This window comes from Corynebacterium pacaense (assembly GCF_900169525.1).
Classification (GTDB): Bacteria; Actinomycetota; Actinomycetes; order Mycobacteriales; family Mycobacteriaceae; genus Corynebacterium; species Corynebacterium pacaense.
The window spans coordinates 61,267-76,434 of sequence record NZ_LT821240.1 but is presented as its reverse complement, the minus strand read 5'-3'; the positions used below and the strand labels follow the sequence as shown (position 1 = coordinate 76,434).

Genomic DNA, 15,168 nt, shown 5'->3' with positions numbered 1-15,168 from the left:
TGCCGTCCGGCTATTGATTCACTCCGGTGGTCACCATTTGCGTAGGTAGGCGATCCGTTCGCGGAGCTGATCGGCGGTGCACAGCGCGGTCGGGGGTCCACCGCAGCTCTTGCGCGCCTCGGTGTGAATGGCACCGTGGGGTCGCCCGGTCCGCGAGGAGGTGATCGAGACCAGGGTGTTGAGTTCCTTTCGCAGCTTCGGAATCTCATCACTGGCGACGGGCTCGATGGGTTTCTCCTGAATCTCCGCCTCCCGCTGCCGCTGTCTCTCCCGCTCACGTCGGCGGCGCTCCTCCACCTCGCGGGCGTCGAGCTGCTCCTCCTGGCGCCGGCGCAGCAGCTCGCGCATCTGCTCGGCATCCAGCAACCCCGGCAGTCCGAGGTAATCGGCCTCCTCCGCCGATCCAGAAAAGGTGGCCGTGCCGTAGGTGGAACCGTCATAGATCAGGGAATCGAGCTCCGCCTCGGCACCCAGCGACTCGTAGGTGGGGAGCTGGTCCGCCTCACTCTCCTTCCTGTTGGCTTCCGCCAGCAGCTCGTCGTCCCATCCCTCCTTCGGGCGGTGCGGCTTGCCCAGGACGTGGTCGCGGGAGACCTCAAGTTTGGCGGCGAGATCCAGCAGGACCGGCACCGAGGGCAGGAACACCGAGGCGGTTTCCCCCGGCATCCGCGAGCGCACGAAACGTCCGATCGCCTGGGCGAAGAACAGGGGCGTGGAGGCCGAGGTCGCATAGACACCGACCGCGAGACGCGGGACGTCGACACCTTCGGATACCATCCTGACGGCAACCATCCATTCGTCGGTGGACCGGGAGAACTCCTCGATGCGCTCGGAGGCCCCGGGTTCATCGGAGAGCACCACGGCCACCGGTGTGGAGGACAACCCGCCGAGGATCTTGGCATAGGCGCGTGCGGATTTGGTGTCCGAAGCGATGACCAGACCGGCGGCATCGGGAATATTCGAACGGAGCTGGAGCAGACGGGTGTGCGCCGCCCCGAGCACCGCCGGGATCCAGTCTCCCCTGGGGTCCAGCGCGGTGCGCCAGGCCTTGGCCGTCTGCTCCGGGTTGAGTGGCTCGCCGAGTCGTGCGGCGTACTCCTCGCCGGCACTGTCCCTCCACCTGGCCTCACCGGAATAGGCCAGAAAGACCACCGGGCGAACCACCCCGTCGGCGAGTGCCTCCGCGTATCCGTAGGTGTGATCGGAGCGGGAGACCAGATGTCCCTCGGCATCCTCGTCATAGCGGACGAAGGGGATCTGGGAATCATCGGAGCGAAACGGCGTACCCGTCAGCGCCAGGCGGTGCTCGGCGTCACGGTAGGCCTGGGAGATCCCGTCCCCCCAGCTTTTCGCGTCCCCTCCGTGGTGCACCTCGTCCAGAATGACCAGTGACTTCCGTGCCATGGTCAACTGGTAGTGCTTGAAGGGGTGCATGGACACCTGGGCGTAGGTGACGCAGATGCCGTCGTAGGACGGATTGATGCTGCCGGAGTTCCTGAACTCCGGGTCCAGTGCCAGTCCCACCCTCGCCGCCGCCGCGGACCACTGCACCTTCAGGTGCTCCGTGGGCACCACCACTATGATGCGCTCGACGGTCCGAGAGCTCTTCAACTCCGTGGCCACGCGCAGCGCAAACGTGGTTTTACCCGCGCCGGGGGTGGCCACGGCGAGGAAGTCACGGGGTTTTTCGGTCAGATATTTATCCAGGGCTGCGCGCTGCCAGGCCCTTAGATCATTTTTCACTTCCTACGCAGGCCTTTGTAGATTCTCTCGCAGTCCGGGCACACGGGCGATCCGGGCTTGGCTTGTCTGGTCACCGGAAAGGTTTCACCGCACAGGGCGACAACCATCCGACCGTTGACGGCCGAATCAACGATCTGATCCTTCTTCACATAGTGGAAGAACTTCGGGGTGTCGTCGCTTGTCGCGTTGTCCTCCCTGACATCTGGGCGTTCGATGGTCTTCGTTGTCGTTCTCACCCAACCCATCATGCCCCAGATTCCTGCGTTGTCTATAAACGGGCTACCCTGATCGGTATGAGCAAGCGCACATCCCACCCGAGTGGTTCCGCCGGTGGGCGGAAACCGGGTGGGAGGAATGCGCTGGACCGACTCCGGCGGATCATCCACCCCGGGGAAGTGTTGTTGATCACCGACGCCAGGCGCTCCCCCGGTCAGGACCTTCGCCACCGGAGGCGCGTGTACAACGTGCTCCAGGCGCTTCGTGTGCCTCTTTTGTTACTGGCCGGTGCCTCCTATGTGTGGTGGCACAGCTGGTTTCTGTCCACGGTGTTCATCATCGCCTCTGTCCCGCTGCCCTGGATCGCGGTGGTCATAGCCAACGGGCACGGTGAACCCCGTGATCCCCGGACCCCACAGGTGTACAAGCCGGCACTCGCGCGTGAGATGCAGCGCAGGGAGGCCATCGATGCCCGGCGGACGCATGAGCTTGAGCAACAGGGCGAACACGGCCCCGCCGAGATCGAGGTCTACCGCGACCCAATAGACTTTTCCGGAATTGTCATCGACGCCGACGACCAGGAGGAGAACCCGACCGATGAGTCCTGAACCCCGCAGCCCGCTTGCAGGGATCGCCGAGAACCTGAAGGCCGTATTCGGCGAGATCGGCTACACCACCGCAGGGATCGCCGAGCTGCTCGGCCCCGACTACACCGCGGCGATGCACGCGGGACAGCCCGCGGCGGTGAGGTACCGCCTGCGGGCGCTGCCCGCCTCCCCCCTGGGCGTGGCGGTCGCCGCTTTCGTGCTGCGTGACCCGGTGGACGTCGACACGCTCGCCGGGGTGATCGGCACCGGGGTGCTGCACGAGCTTGTCGACGCCCATCTGGCCGAACGCCTCGACGAAGGGCGACGGGTGCGGGTGCTTATCGACATCCGGCCGCACATGATCGCGGGCAGGCAGCAGTGGGTGTTCTCCGATGCCGACGCCTCAATGACCGAGCACGTCCCCGGGCCCGACCACGTTCTCGGGGTCGGAGCCGCCAGTCTGTCCCTTCTGCAGGCCACTCCGACCACACCGACCGGTCGCGTACTCGATCTGGGCACCGGTTCGGGGGTCCAGCTGCTCGGGCAGGCCGGGGTCTGCTCCGAGATCACCGGCACCGATGTCCACCGCAGGGCGCTGGAGTTCGCCGAGGCCACCCTCATCGATTCCGGAGTCGACGCCCAGCTCCTGGAGGGCAGCTGGTTCGACCCCGTCGCCGGCCGTGAATTCGACCGGATCATCGCCAACCCACCCTTCGTCGTCGGACCGCCACAGATCGCCCACGTCTACCGTGACTCCGGGATGGACCTCGACGGCGCGACCCGACTGGTGGTCGAACAATCATGCACCCACCTCGCACCGGGCGGATCCGCCCATCTGCTCGGCGCATGGGTCCACCAGGATCACCGGTCCTGGCAGCAGCGGGTGGCCGACTGGCTTCCCGATGACGGATTCGCGGCCTGGATCATCGAACGCGACAGTGTCAGCCCCGCCCAGTATGTGGCCACCTGGCTCGCCGACGAGTCACTGGACCTCCGCGGCCGGGAGGCTGCGGAGAGGACACGCCAGTGGTTGGAGCACTTCGATCGCGCGGGTGTCACCGGTGTCGGATTCGGCTTCATCGCCATCCAGCGGCTCGGCCTCGCGGAATCGACCAGCCGCTCGGATATCCTCGCCGAGACGTTGACCCAGTACTTCGAGGACCCGCTGGGTCCCGAGGTGGTGGAGTATTTCGCACGCAGTCAGTGGTTGCGCGATCAGACCAGGGATTCCATCCTTTCGGCCCGTTACCGTGTGCGTCCCTCCGTCGCACTGGAGGATGTCAAGGTTGCGGATGCGGCGGCGGGCATGGGGTTTACCGACGTCACCCTGCGGTTGAGCAGGATGGACGGTCCTCGCTGGTCCCACGATGTGGACACGCACCTCGCCGCCGTCATCTCCGGGCTCAACCCGGAGGGGTTGAACCTCGCGGAAACACTGGAACTGTATGCGGTGGCCAGGGGCATCGAGGAACAGGATCTGCACGACGAGGCCATCGCCGCGGTGGTGGATCTGGTCCGCCACGGACTTCTGCTGCCGGCGGAGCTCCTTGAGGGGTTCCCGGTCGACTCCGTGGGATCGGCACGATGAGGGCGGTGCTGACGCGGGTCAGCTTCGCCGAGGTGCTCGTCAATGATCAACGCGTCGGTGCGATCGACTGTGCGGACACCGGCGGAATTCTGGCGCTGGTCGGGGTGGGTGCGCAGGATGCACCCGACGCATGGGAGACCATGGCCCGGAAAATCGCGGAGCTGCGGATCCTCGAGGGTGAGAAGTCGGTGATCGACACCGGCGCCCCCGTTCTCCTTGTCAGTCAGTTCACCCTCATGGGCAGAACGGCCAGAGGTCGGCGCCCCTCCTGGTCCGACGCCGCCGCCGGCGATGTCGCGGAACCGGTGATCGGGCGCATCGTCGCGGCGCTGCGTGACCGCGGCATCCGAGTCGAGGGGGGTCGTTTCGGGGCAATGATGACCGTGTCCTCGGTTAACGAGGGTCCGTTCACGGTCATCGTCGAATGCTGATATTCGAACAGGGATTTTGAAGGTTATCAAGATTCAGAACTTGATATTCTTCATCCCACACACGGTGTACGCCGAGCTGGGCACCCCGATGACCAATTCCCGGGAACTAATATGCGCCCTGTGCCGTTGAACCTTCTGAACCGCGAAACTAGGAGGCCAGTATGACTCAACCGTCCACGCAGGATCTCACCGGTGTAGAACGTGAGGTCGATCCGAGAAGCCGACGAGGCCAGACCAACGACAATCCTTCACAGGATCTGGTTCGCGTTTATCTCAACGGAATAGGCAAGACCGCGCTGCTGTCTGCAGAGGATGAAGTTGAACTGGCGAAGACCATTGAGGTGGGCCTCTACGCGGAGAGCCTGCTCAGGGATCCGGACGCCGGTCTCACCCGAGCCATGAAGCGCGACCTCAAAGTGCTGAGCAAGGACGGCAAGCGGGCCCGCTCCCATCTGCTCGAGGCCAATCTGCGCCTGGTTGTCTCCCTCGCCAAGCGGTACACAGGCCGCGGGATGCCGCTTCTGGACCTCATCCAGGAAGGCAACCTTGGTCTCATCCGCGCGATGGAGAAGTTCGATTACACCAAGGGATTCAAGTTCTCCACCTACGCCACCTGGTGGATCAGGCAGGCGATCACCCGCGGTATGGCGGACCAGTCAAGGACCATCCGTCTTCCCGTCCATCTCGTGGAGCAGGTGAACAAGCTCTCCCGCATCAAACGAGAGATGTACCAGCACCTCGGCCGGGAAGCCACCAACGATGAGCTCGCCGAGGAATCGGGTATTGATGAATCGAAGATTGAGATGCTGCTGCGCCAGTCCCGCGACCCGGTGAGCCTGGACATGCCGGTCGGTGCCGACGAGGAGGCGCCCCTTGGTGACTTCATAGAGGACTCCGAAGCGACCGACGCCGAGTCCGCAGTTGTCGCATCGATGCGCCATTCGGATATCCGCTCCGTGCTCGACACTCTTGAACAGCGCGAACAGGATGTGATCCGACTGCGTTACGGCCTCGATGACGGTGTGCCCCGCACCCTGGATCAGATCGGCCGGCGCTTCGGCCTCTCCCGCGAGCGGGTCCGCCAGATCGAGCGCGAGGTCATGGGGAAACTCCGCGACGGCGAGCGCGCGGCCCGGCTCCGTGAGTACGCCCAGTAGTTCTCAACCCCCCTCCGGAACACGACCCGCCCTGCAGCTTCTCCTGCAGGGCGGGTCGTTGCCTCATTCCGGCGCGGGAAGGGGCGAGGTCTCCCACCGATCCCCGTCGGGTCGCTCCTTGGGTAGGCTGTTGTCAGCTTCAACACGGTGCGGATTCCCGGGGCCGCGCCCATCCGCGCCGGGAATACCGGCCCGTTGAGTGAAATACCGGTAGAATCGTGAGGCGCTGATGATTGTGGTCCACAACCACTGGAGCGGTTCATCGCCTGTAGGGTATTCACGTTAGCTCAGCTACCCGAGTACAGTGCGGCGGCAGTTTTTCCCAAGATGTTCGGTTTTACAAGGAAGGCAGTCTCCTGTGAAGGATCTGGTCGATACCACTGAAATGTATCTGCGTACCATCTACGAGCTCGAGGAGGAGGGCATCGTCCCCCTCCGCGCCCGTATCGCAGAACGCCTGGAACAGTCCGGCCCCACCGTCAGCCAGACGGTTGCACGAATGGAGCGCGACGGCCTGGTCAAGGTGAGTCCCGACCGGAGCCTGGAGATGACCCCGGAGGGCAGGGCCCTCGCGATCGCCGTGATGCGTAAGCACCGTCTCGCCGAGCGCCTGCTCACCGACATTATCGGTCTCGACATTCACAAGGTCCATGAGGAGGCCTGCCGTTGGGAGCATGTCATGAGCGATGAGGTGGAACGCCGTCTGGTCGAGGTCCTCGATGATGTCACCCGCTCACCCTTCGGCAACCCCATTCCCGGCCTCAACGACATCGGTCTCGATCAGGAGCAGACCCCCGATTCGGGAATCCGGGCCATTGATCTTCCGCAGGGGGAGCACATCTCCGCGCGTATCGTCCAGCTCAATGAGATCCTGCAGGTTGATCAGGAGCAGTTCGGTGCCCTGACAGAGGCCGGGGTCGGCATCGGTACCGTCGTGGATCTGGTCAACGACCACGGACGGGTGACGGTGACCCACAACGGCCGCAGCGTCGAGCTCGTCGACGACCTCGTCCATGCCATCCGCGTCGAAGCCGTGGAGAACTAGGCAACCGATGAAACTCCTGGTCACCGGCGGAGCCGGCTATGTCGGCAGTGTCTGCACCGCCGTATTGATCGAACGCGGCCACGACGTCACCGTGGTGGATAATTTCTCCACCGGCAACCGCGATGCCGTCCCCTCCGGCGCGAGCCTGGTTGAGGGCGACATCGCCGAGGTTGCAGCGGCCGTGCTGGGCTCGGGCGATTTCGACGGCGTCCTCCACTTCGCTGCCAGGTCGCTGGTCGGGGAATCCGTTGAACACCCGGAGCAGTACTGGCGGCACAATCTCGTCACCACCCTGACCCTGCTGGAAGCGATGCGCACCAACGGTGTCGGCAACCTCGTCTTCTCCTCGACGGCCGCGACCTACGGCGAGCCCGCTACGGTTCCGATTACCGAGGATTTCCCCACCGCGCCCACCAACCCCTACGGCGCCACGAAGCTGGCCATCGATTATGCAATCACCTCCTACGCTAACGCCCACGGCCTCGCTGCGACGAGCCTGCGGTATTTCAATGTGGCCGGGGCCTACGGATCAATCGGTGAGAACAGAGTTGTGGAAACCCACCTGATTCCGCTGGTGCTCCAGGTGGCAATGGGTCACCGCGACCGTATCTTCATGTTCGGCGATGACTGGCCCACCCCGGACGGCACCCCGATCCGCGACTACATCCACATCCTCGATCTGGCCCGCGCCCACATCCTCGCACTCGAGTCCAACACCGCCGGCAACCACCGGATTTTCAATCTCGGCTCCGGTGAGGGATACAGCGTCAGGCAGGTCGTGGAGATGTGCAGGGAGGTCACCGGCCATCCCATCCCCGCGGAGGTCGCCCCCAGACGTGCCGGGGATCCGGCGGTGCTTGTCGCATCCTCAGACAAGGCGAAACAGGAACTGGGGTGGAATCCCCAGCACACCAGACTGCGTGAGATCGTCGAGGATGCCTGGGCGTTCACCTCCCAGCTCGGCGATCGCGCCCACAGCGCACACCGGGGGTAGCCCGCCAGGTGGAGGAGTACCGGCACCTCAGGCCGCCTCCGCCGTGCCGGTGCATCCACCGCGGGACTGGCCCTTTCCCGCATACTGCTCCCTGACCATGGCGTTACCACGCAGGCACGCCTCAATGGTCTCGTCGAAGCGCCCCTCGTTGAGCCCATGACGAAGCAGGACGCTCAGGTTGTGACCCGGCGCGGTCCGTAGTGCCGCCTCAAGGGCCGGATTCGTCTTCATCCCGAGGTTCCTCCGCACGACTGCCAGAGAGTACAGGCACAGGGCATTGGCGCGTACCACCCCGTCGAAGGTTTTGGCGATCGCGAACCCCAGATCGGAGGCGGCAGCGGGCCGTTCGACGAAGAAGTGCATCACCGCATCCCTGGTCAGAGGATTCACCAGGTAGGCCGCGGCCTGACCGAGCATCTCTGTGTCCACCAGTGTCTCGGCCATGGTGAGTCCCTCGCAGCGATCGACCAGCACACCGAAGCGGTCGATCGCGTGGGCGAAGAACTCTTCTCCGGTGATGAAGACACCCTGCATCAGTTCTCCCGCGTCCACCTCAACCTGAGACTCCAGCTCGTGGATGACATGCGGTGTCAGGTGGGTGTTCCCTCGGTCGAAGGCGGCGAAGGCCTCATCACGGGTGACCTCCGGGAGGTGCCCGCCACTGAGCATGGAACGGGTGGCGGCGGCCTCCGTTATCGGCGGTATCCTGCCGTTCTCCCAGTCGGAAAGGCCGGAGGGGTCATTCTCAAGGGCCTCCGGGGGCGGACCGAAAGCCAACTGATACACCTCACCGCTGTATATTCCCGGGGTCACCCAGCAGGCGGCGATATCGAGCAGCTCCGGCTCGGAACTCTCAAACAGCTGTTCCACCGCCTGATCGCAGGTGGCCGATGCCGTGTCCGGGCCGATGACGAAGGCGAAGACCATGTCCACCTCAGCGGAGTTCAGCGCACTTGAGATCTCCGGGAGGTACCTCAGTTCATCCAGATCCACCCTGATCACCGGCCCGAGCTCGAAACGGTAGCTGCGCGGTTTGCGGTACATGGCGGTGAAGACCACCGATTCCCGTGGGTAGAACCCGAGGATTCCGGGAATGTTGGCCAGAAGATCTCCGGGCGTGGCAATGACGGCTGCGGGCGTTGGACGGTTGTTGTTTTCAGGCATGGCACCAGTCTCGCCCTTTTCCTCCGCCGCCGACACCATCACCGGACCCGGGTACTTCGGATCTGTGAGTTTCTCACCTCCATCCACAGCCGCTTTGAAAAGAAACGAAAACCCCCAGTTAGGGCCGGTTCCCGGAAGACAGGGAAAGCTGTCAGGGACCGGGGAGGGTCACGGGAACGGGCAATGCGGGTGAACGGTGGATTAAAGTGGTCTGAACGTCTCCGGATCGACCATGAACACACCCTGGAATCGGCCGGAATCGGAACGGGATTAATTTCATTCGTACACCTGTTATACAAAGTGTCACACACCGTCCCGCCAGGGAACGGCCGACCGGCCTTTGGACAGCCCCGTTAACAGTCGCCCGGGCCGGAAGAGGTTGTGGAGATCTTAACAGGGTGAGAACCCCAGCTGAATAAGGAGGAACAATGTCTGAGAACCAGGAACGCATGTATGAGCTCGAGTACCCGTCACCGGAGGTGGGAAGCGGTACGGATGCCACGACGCTGGTGGTCGCCCTGCAGGGCTACGCCGACGCCGGTCACGCGGTCGATGCCAGCTCCTCCCACCTTTTGGCAGCTCTGGACCACCGCCTTATCGCCTCCTTCAACGCCGATGAGCTGATCGACTACCGCTCGCGACGCCCCGCGACCACCATCGACCACAATGAGGTCACCGAGATGGATGTGCTCCAACTGGGATTGCACGTGGTCAAGGACAGTGACGGCAAGCCCTTCCTGCTGCTCTCCGGCCCCGAACCGGACCTGCGCTGGGAAGCCTTCAGTAACGCCGTGGCCGATCTGGTGGAGAAATTCGGCGTGGATCAGACGATCTGCCTCTATGCGGCTCCGATGACCGTTCCGCACACCCGGCCCATGGTTGTCTCCGCCCACGGGAACTCCAAGGATCTGGTCTCCTCCCAGTTCAGCATCGACGCCCGGATCACGGTACCCGGTTCCGCCGCCCTGCAGCTGGAGAGGCTGCTCAACAAGCAGGGCCGGAACGTCGGCGGTTACACCGTGCACGTTCCGCACTACGTGGCCGCTTCCCCCTACCCGGCCGCCACCCTGAAGCTGCTGGAATCGGTAGCAGACACCGCGGGACTGAACCTGCCGCTGCTGTCGCTGGAACGCGACGCGGAGCGCGTCGCCCGCCAGCTTGCCGAGCAGACCGGGGATTCCGCCGAGATCCAGAACGTGGTGCTCGCGCTCGAACAGCAGTACGACGAGGAGCTCGAACGCTACCGCAGGAATCATCCCCACGCGGTGCTGCCGGGTGAGAATGTCCCCTCCGGCGATGAGATCGGTGCGGAGTTCGAGAAGTTTCTCGCCACGCTTGACGACGACCATGACGACGACCAGGAACCCACCGACGGGACCTCCGAGGACTCCTGACCCGCGCACCCCACGATGCGGGGTGCGCGGCGTGGGCGTCGATAAGCACCACCCGGCTCCGCCCGGGTATGAACGCGTGTCCAGCCTCTTGGCTAGTGTGGATAACCGTGAACCTTTCCCGGATGCTGCCCGATCTCACTGATGTTCCCCAGTCGCTTTTCGATGAGTCCATTTTCGACTCCTTCCTGGCCTGGACCAGAGAACACGGCATCACGCTCTACCCCGCGCAGGAGGAGGCCGCATTCGGCATACTCACAGGTGACAACGTCATCCTGGCCACCCCCACCGGTTCCGGAAAGTCCATGGTGGCCATCGCCGCGCATTTCATCGCCCGCGCCAAAGGACAGCGGAGCTTCTACACCGCCCCCATCAAGGCGCTGGTCAGCGAAAAGTTCTTCGCACTGTGTGAAACCTTCGGTGCGGAGAACGTCGGGATGATGACCGGTGACGCCACGGTCAACGGCAACGCCCCGATCATCTGTGCCACCGCCGAGATCGTGGCCAACATCGCACTCCGCGAAGGACCCAGGGCGAGGATCGACCAGGTTGTCATGGATGAGTTCCACTACTACTCCGACCCTGACCGTGGCTGGGCGTGGCAGGTCCCACTCCTGGAGCTGTCCGGGGCGCAGTTCCTGCTCATGTCGGCCACCCTCGGCGATACCGACTGGCTGGAGAAGGACCTCAGCGCGCGCACGGGCCGGGGAACCACCTTCGTCGGCGGGAGTGCGCGGCCGGTCCCGCTCGATTTCTCCTATGTCTACACACCTGTCCACGAGACGATTGACAACCTGCTGGCGGAGAACAGGGCACCGATCTATGTCGTGCACTTCACCCAGCGTGAAGCCATTGAGCGCGCGCAGGCCCTGACCTCGCTGAATGTGGTGACCAAGGAGGAGAAAGCGCGGATCGCGGAGGAGATCGGGGATTTTCGTTTCACCACCACCTTCGGCAAGACGCTGTCGAAACTGGTCCGCCGCGGCATCGGCGTCCACCATGCGGGGATGCTGCCGAAGTACCGCCGCCTGGTGGAGAAGCTCTCCCAGACCGGACTGCTGAAGGTCATCTGCGGCACCGACACCCTCGGGGTGGGTATCAACGTTCCGATCAGAACCGTGCTCATGACCGGTCTGGTCAAATTCGACGGGACCCGGGAACGCGTGCTAAAATCCCGTGAGTTTCACCAGATCGCGGGTCGGGCGGGGCGCGCGGGATTTGATTCCATCGGATACGTGGTCATCCAGGCACCGGAGCATGAGATCGAGAACTTCCGGCTCCGGGAGAAGGCCGGATCCGATCCCAAGAAGCTGAAGAAGATGCGTCTGAAGGCCACCCGCCCCGGTGAGGTGACCTGGACCAGCCGCACCTACGAGCGACTGATCACCGCCGAGCCGGAACCTCTGAGCAGTCAGTTCAAGGTCTCCAACTCGATGCTGCTCAATGCCATCGCCCGCCCCGGCGACGGTTATGAGCACATGAGGCACCTCCTGCGCACCAACCACGACACCCGGGCGAAGCAGAACAGGGACATCCTGACCACGATCGAGCTGTTCCGGGGGCTGGTCAACGCCGGTATCGTGGAGAAGCTTCCCGACGGACCCGATCCCACGGGGCGGATCTACGCCCTCACCGAGGACCTCCAGCGGGATTTCGCCCTCAACCAGCCCCTCGCGCCGTTCGCCCTGGCCGCATTGACGCTGCTGGACCGGGAATCGGAAAACTACACCCTAGATGTGATCAGCATCTTCGAATCCATCCTCGACGATCCCCGGCAGATCCTCATCGCCCAGCAGAAGGCGCGGCGCGGCGAGGAGATCGAGGCTCTCAAGGCCGAGGGCGTGGAATACTCCGAACGAATGGCCATCATTGAGGGCATCACCTGGCCGATGCCACTGGCCGAGGAACTCGAGCAGGCCTTCGACACCTTCCGTGAGGGGCACCCGTGGGCGCGGGAGTTCGAGCTGAGTCCGAAGTCGGTGGTCCGGGACATGATCGAGCACGGCATGACCTTTTCGGACCTGGTCGCCACCTACGGGGTCGCCCGTTCAGAGGGAGTGGCGCTGCGGTATCTCACCGACGCGTGGCGTACCCTCCAGCATTCGCTCCCCGATGAATACAACACCCCGGAGCTCGACGATGTCGTGGTGTGGCTGGGCGAGCTCGTGCGCCAGGTCGATTCCTCGCTTGTCGACGAATGGGCACGGATGGCGGATCCGGACGCACCGATTGATAAGGAGACCCTTGCGCGTGAGCTCGCGTTCGGGGTCGAGGACCCCACGGCGCTCACGGCCAACCGCCGTGCGTTCACCATCATGGTCCGCAACGCGATGTTCCGTCTGGTGGAGCTCTTCGCCTACGAGAAGGAGGACCAGCTGGTCGCCATGACCGACTATCTCGATGACGCCCCGGACTTCCCGGCTGCCATGGACAACTACTTCGAGGAGTACGCCGATCTTGATACCGGCCAGGCGGCCCGGGGTGCCGCCTATTTCACCCTGGATCAAAGCGGGAGGAGCTGGAAGGTTCGCCAGGTGATCAAGGATCCCGAGGGCGACAATTCCTTCGCCTTCAACGCGGTGGTCGATCTCGATGCCTCCGACCGCGCGGGTGAGGTGAGATTCTCCGCGCTCGAGATTGATCAGTCCTGACCTTCACGGGAGCCTCCTCGTGTGCATCAACACCGGCCGGGTAATACGCGATCGCGTCCAACCTCGTTATAGTTATAGGCATGAGCAATAAGGAGTACCGGCCCACCCTTGCGCAACTGCGTACCTTCGCAACCATTGCGGAGTGCAAGCACTTCGGTACCGCGGCGTCGAAACTGTCCATTTCACAGCCGTCACTGTCCCAGGCGCTGGTTGCTCTGGAGAACGGCCTCGGGGTCCAACTGATTGAGCGTTCCACCCGCAAGGTGATCGTCACCCCTGCGGGTGAGAAGCTGCTCCCCTACGCCAAATCCACCCTGGAGGCCGCGGATTCCTTTCTCGCGCACGCCAGGGGTGCGAATGGCGCGCTGACGGGTCCGCTGACACTCGGTATCATCCCCACCGCCGCACCGTACATACTCCCCGCGACCCTGCGCATTCTCTCTTCGGAGTACCCCGACCTCGAGCCGCACATCGTCGAGGATCAGACCAGGCACCTGTTGACCCTGCTCCGGGAGGGCGCCATCGACATCGCGCTGATGGCACTGCCCTCCGAGGCCCCGGGGATGCGTGAGATCCCGCTGTACGAGGAGGATTTCGTGGTCGTCGTCCCGGACGATCATGAGATGGCCGGCAGGCAGGATCTCGAGGTCTCCTCGCTCGGGGATGTCAATCTACTGCTGCTCGATGACGGGCACTGCCTGCACGATCAGATCATCGATCTGTGCCGCAAGGCCGATGTCAACCCCATCAACTCCGCCACCGCCATCACCCGGGCGTCGAGTCTGAGCACGGTGATGCAGCTGGTGGTCGCGGGGCTCGGTGTCACCCTGGTGCCGGTGAGCGCGGTACCGTGGGAATGCACCCGTTCCGGTCTGGCCACCGCGGGCTTCGCCCCGGATGTCACCGCATCCCGTTGCATCGGTCTTGTCTACCGTTCCTCCTCATCCCGGGCCGAGGAGTTCGAACAGTTCGCGGGGATCCTGCAGCGCTCCTATCTGGAGGCCCTGACACAGGCGCGGAGGGCCGGTGTGGAGGTCAAGACGGTCGAGCCCCTGCTGCCGCACTAGTGGTGTGCACGGGGCGTCGTCAAGCGGCCATCGCCGGCCGGCTACATCGGTTAGCCGCGGGGCTGCTCGACGGGGATCATCCCGCCGCTCATCTGACGGTAGAGATGCGCGTTGATGAGGATCTGTGCCGGGGCGAGGACGATCAGGGCGAGGGTAAGCGTCACTATTGCCGCTATGACCAGCACAATTCCGGAGATGACACTGAATGCGAGCAGCGGGCCGTAGTTGCGGACGGCGTCGCGGAATCCGGTGCCCGCGGCACTGGCGGCACTGTGCCGACCATCGGAGGTGTACCAGATCCAGAATGCGTAAAGCGGGTTGACCAGTACCAGGACCAACAGGAACACCAGCTGCATCAGCAGCGGGCCGCTGTTGAACTCCACCTCTCCGCTGCTCTCGTCGACGACAATGAAATTTCCGAATGCGCTGTCGATGCCGGCCGAGAGCAGATAGCTGGTCACGCTCAGAACCACCATGATCAGGACCGTCTGCCAGGCGTTGACGGGTGAGAAGAAGTCCCGCAGCCGCGCCCGTGTCCCGTCGACCTCAACCAGGGCCCCGCGAAGGACGAAAACCGTCACCGCGATGGTCAGCGCCCCGACGATGAGATTGAGTGCGATGCCCAGGACGGAGTTGGTGCCGGCCAGTGCCTGACCGCTGGGATCAATGGCCAGGGAGCCGAACCCGACCATCAGCGCGATGACGAAGAATGCGAACCCGACACCGATTGTTCCCAGGATCCACACCGCCGGATTGCCGAACTCCGCACGGAAGCCGAACCTGACGGCCCGCATCACGTCGACGCGGCCACTGGCGCGCTCCATGGGTACCGCGGCGCCGGGGATCCCCCCGCCCCGGCCGTTCTGCGCGTACCCCTCGTAGCCGTGGCCCGGGTAGGAAGGGTAACCCCGGGGATCGCCTCCGCCCGTGGCGTAGTCGCTGTAGCCGCCGTAGCCGCCGTAGCCTCCTGATCCCGTTCCGTGGCCGCCGGTGCTTTGGAAGCCTCCCGGTGCGTCCTCGGGGTGCGGGGTCGGGTTGTATCCATACGGGGAACCGTTGGGACCCTCCGGAGGGGTTCCATCCCCACGTCGGTCATCGTTGTCTTCGCGGTTCATCGTCTCGCGGCACCATCCT

At 64.0% G+C, this 15,168-nt stretch carries 13 protein-coding genes; 9 read left to right on the top strand and 4 right to left on the bottom strand.

Translation table 11 applies throughout. The annotated features are described in order from the left end of the window. Positions 1 to 30: 30 nt before the first annotated feature. The gene (locus B7E02_RS07470; protein WP_080794648.1) at positions 31 to 1,743 is read right to left on the bottom strand and encodes a DEAD/DEAH box helicase; all 1,713 of its coding nucleotides are present in this window, start codon (positions 1,741 to 1,743) and stop codon (positions 31 to 33) included. Continuing rightward, on the bottom strand, positions 1,740 to 1,979 hold the full coding sequence (locus tag B7E02_RS07465) for a DUF3039 domain-containing protein (RefSeq protein WP_080796842.1): 240 nt from the start codon (positions 1,977 to 1,979) through the stop codon (positions 1,740 to 1,742). The genes B7E02_RS07470 and B7E02_RS07465 overlap by 4 nt, the downstream gene beginning before the upstream one ends. 57 nt (positions 1,980 to 2,036) lie before the next feature. On the opposite strand from B7E02_RS07465, the gene B7E02_RS07460 reads away from it, so the two are divergent. The 6 genes from B7E02_RS07460 (at position 2,037) to galE (ending at position 7,761) form a co-directional block, all read left to right on the top strand. Beyond that, positions 2,037 to 2,567, top strand: a complete 531-nt coding sequence (locus tag B7E02_RS07460; RefSeq protein WP_080794646.1) for a DUF3099 domain-containing protein — start codon at positions 2,037 to 2,039, stop codon at positions 2,565 to 2,567. Next, positions 2,557 to 4,134 (top strand): DUF7782 domain-containing protein, encoded by a 1,578-nt coding sequence (locus B7E02_RS07455; protein ID WP_080794643.1) that lies wholly within the window; start codon positions 2,557 to 2,559, stop codon positions 4,132 to 4,134. Before B7E02_RS07460 ends, B7E02_RS07455 begins: the two co-directional genes overlap by 11 nt. Beyond that, positions 4,131 to 4,565 (top strand): D-aminoacyl-tRNA deacylase, encoded by a 435-nt coding sequence (dtd, locus tag B7E02_RS07450; RefSeq protein WP_080794640.1) that lies wholly within the window; start codon positions 4,131 to 4,133, stop codon positions 4,563 to 4,565. The genes B7E02_RS07455 and dtd overlap by 4 nt, the downstream gene beginning before the upstream one ends. Before the next feature lie 161 nt (positions 4,566 to 4,726). Next, positions 4,727 to 5,722, top strand: coding sequence for a sigma-70 family RNA polymerase sigma factor (locus tag B7E02_RS07445; protein WP_080794638.1), 996 nt, complete (start codon positions 4,727 to 4,729; stop codon positions 5,720 to 5,722). Positions 5,723 to 6,080: 358 nt separating this feature from the next. Beyond that, on the top strand, positions 6,081 to 6,767 hold the full coding sequence (locus B7E02_RS07440; RefSeq protein ID WP_080794636.1) for a metal-dependent transcriptional regulator: 687 nt from the start codon (positions 6,081 to 6,083) through the stop codon (positions 6,765 to 6,767). A gap of 7 nt (positions 6,768 to 6,774) precedes the next feature. Beyond that, positions 6,775 to 7,761: a UDP-glucose 4-epimerase GalE gene (gene galE / locus B7E02_RS07435; protein WP_080794634.1), complete on the top strand. Its 987-nt coding sequence runs from the start codon at positions 6,775 to 6,777 to the stop codon at positions 7,759 to 7,761. A gap of 27 nt (positions 7,762 to 7,788) precedes the next feature. On the opposite strand, the gene B7E02_RS07430 is transcribed toward galE, so the two are convergent. Beyond that, positions 7,789 to 8,925, bottom strand: coding sequence for a DUF4192 domain-containing protein (locus tag B7E02_RS07430; protein ID WP_080796841.1), 1,137 nt, complete (start codon positions 8,923 to 8,925; stop codon positions 7,789 to 7,791). Between the two features lie 428 nt (positions 8,926 to 9,353). On the opposite strand from B7E02_RS07430, the gene B7E02_RS07425 reads away from it, so the two are divergent. The 3 genes from B7E02_RS07425 to B7E02_RS07415 all read left to right on the top strand — a co-directional run bounded on the left by B7E02_RS07425 (position 9,354) and on the right by B7E02_RS07415 (position 14,034). Beyond that, positions 9,354 to 10,319, top strand: coding sequence for a PAC2 family protein (locus B7E02_RS07425; RefSeq protein ID WP_080794632.1), 966 nt, complete (start codon positions 9,354 to 9,356; stop codon positions 10,317 to 10,319). A gap of 107 nt (positions 10,320 to 10,426) precedes the next feature. Next, positions 10,427 to 12,967, top strand: coding sequence for a DEAD/DEAH box helicase (locus B7E02_RS07420; RefSeq protein WP_179129691.1), 2,541 nt, complete (start codon positions 10,427 to 10,429; stop codon positions 12,965 to 12,967). An 80-nt stretch (positions 12,968 to 13,047) separates the two neighbouring features. Further along, the gene (locus B7E02_RS07415; RefSeq protein WP_080794627.1) at positions 13,048 to 14,034 is read left to right on the top strand and encodes a hydrogen peroxide-inducible genes activator; all 987 of its coding nucleotides are present in this window, start codon (positions 13,048 to 13,050) and stop codon (positions 14,032 to 14,034) included. Positions 14,035 to 14,084: 50 nt separating this feature from the next. Here the strand turns inward: B7E02_RS07415 and B7E02_RS07410 are convergent, their stop codons facing one another. After that, on the bottom strand, positions 14,085 to 15,149 hold the full coding sequence (locus tag B7E02_RS07410) for a hypothetical protein (protein WP_080794625.1): 1,065 nt from the start codon (positions 15,147 to 15,149) through the stop codon (positions 14,085 to 14,087). Positions 15,150 to 15,168: the final 19 nt, after the last annotated feature.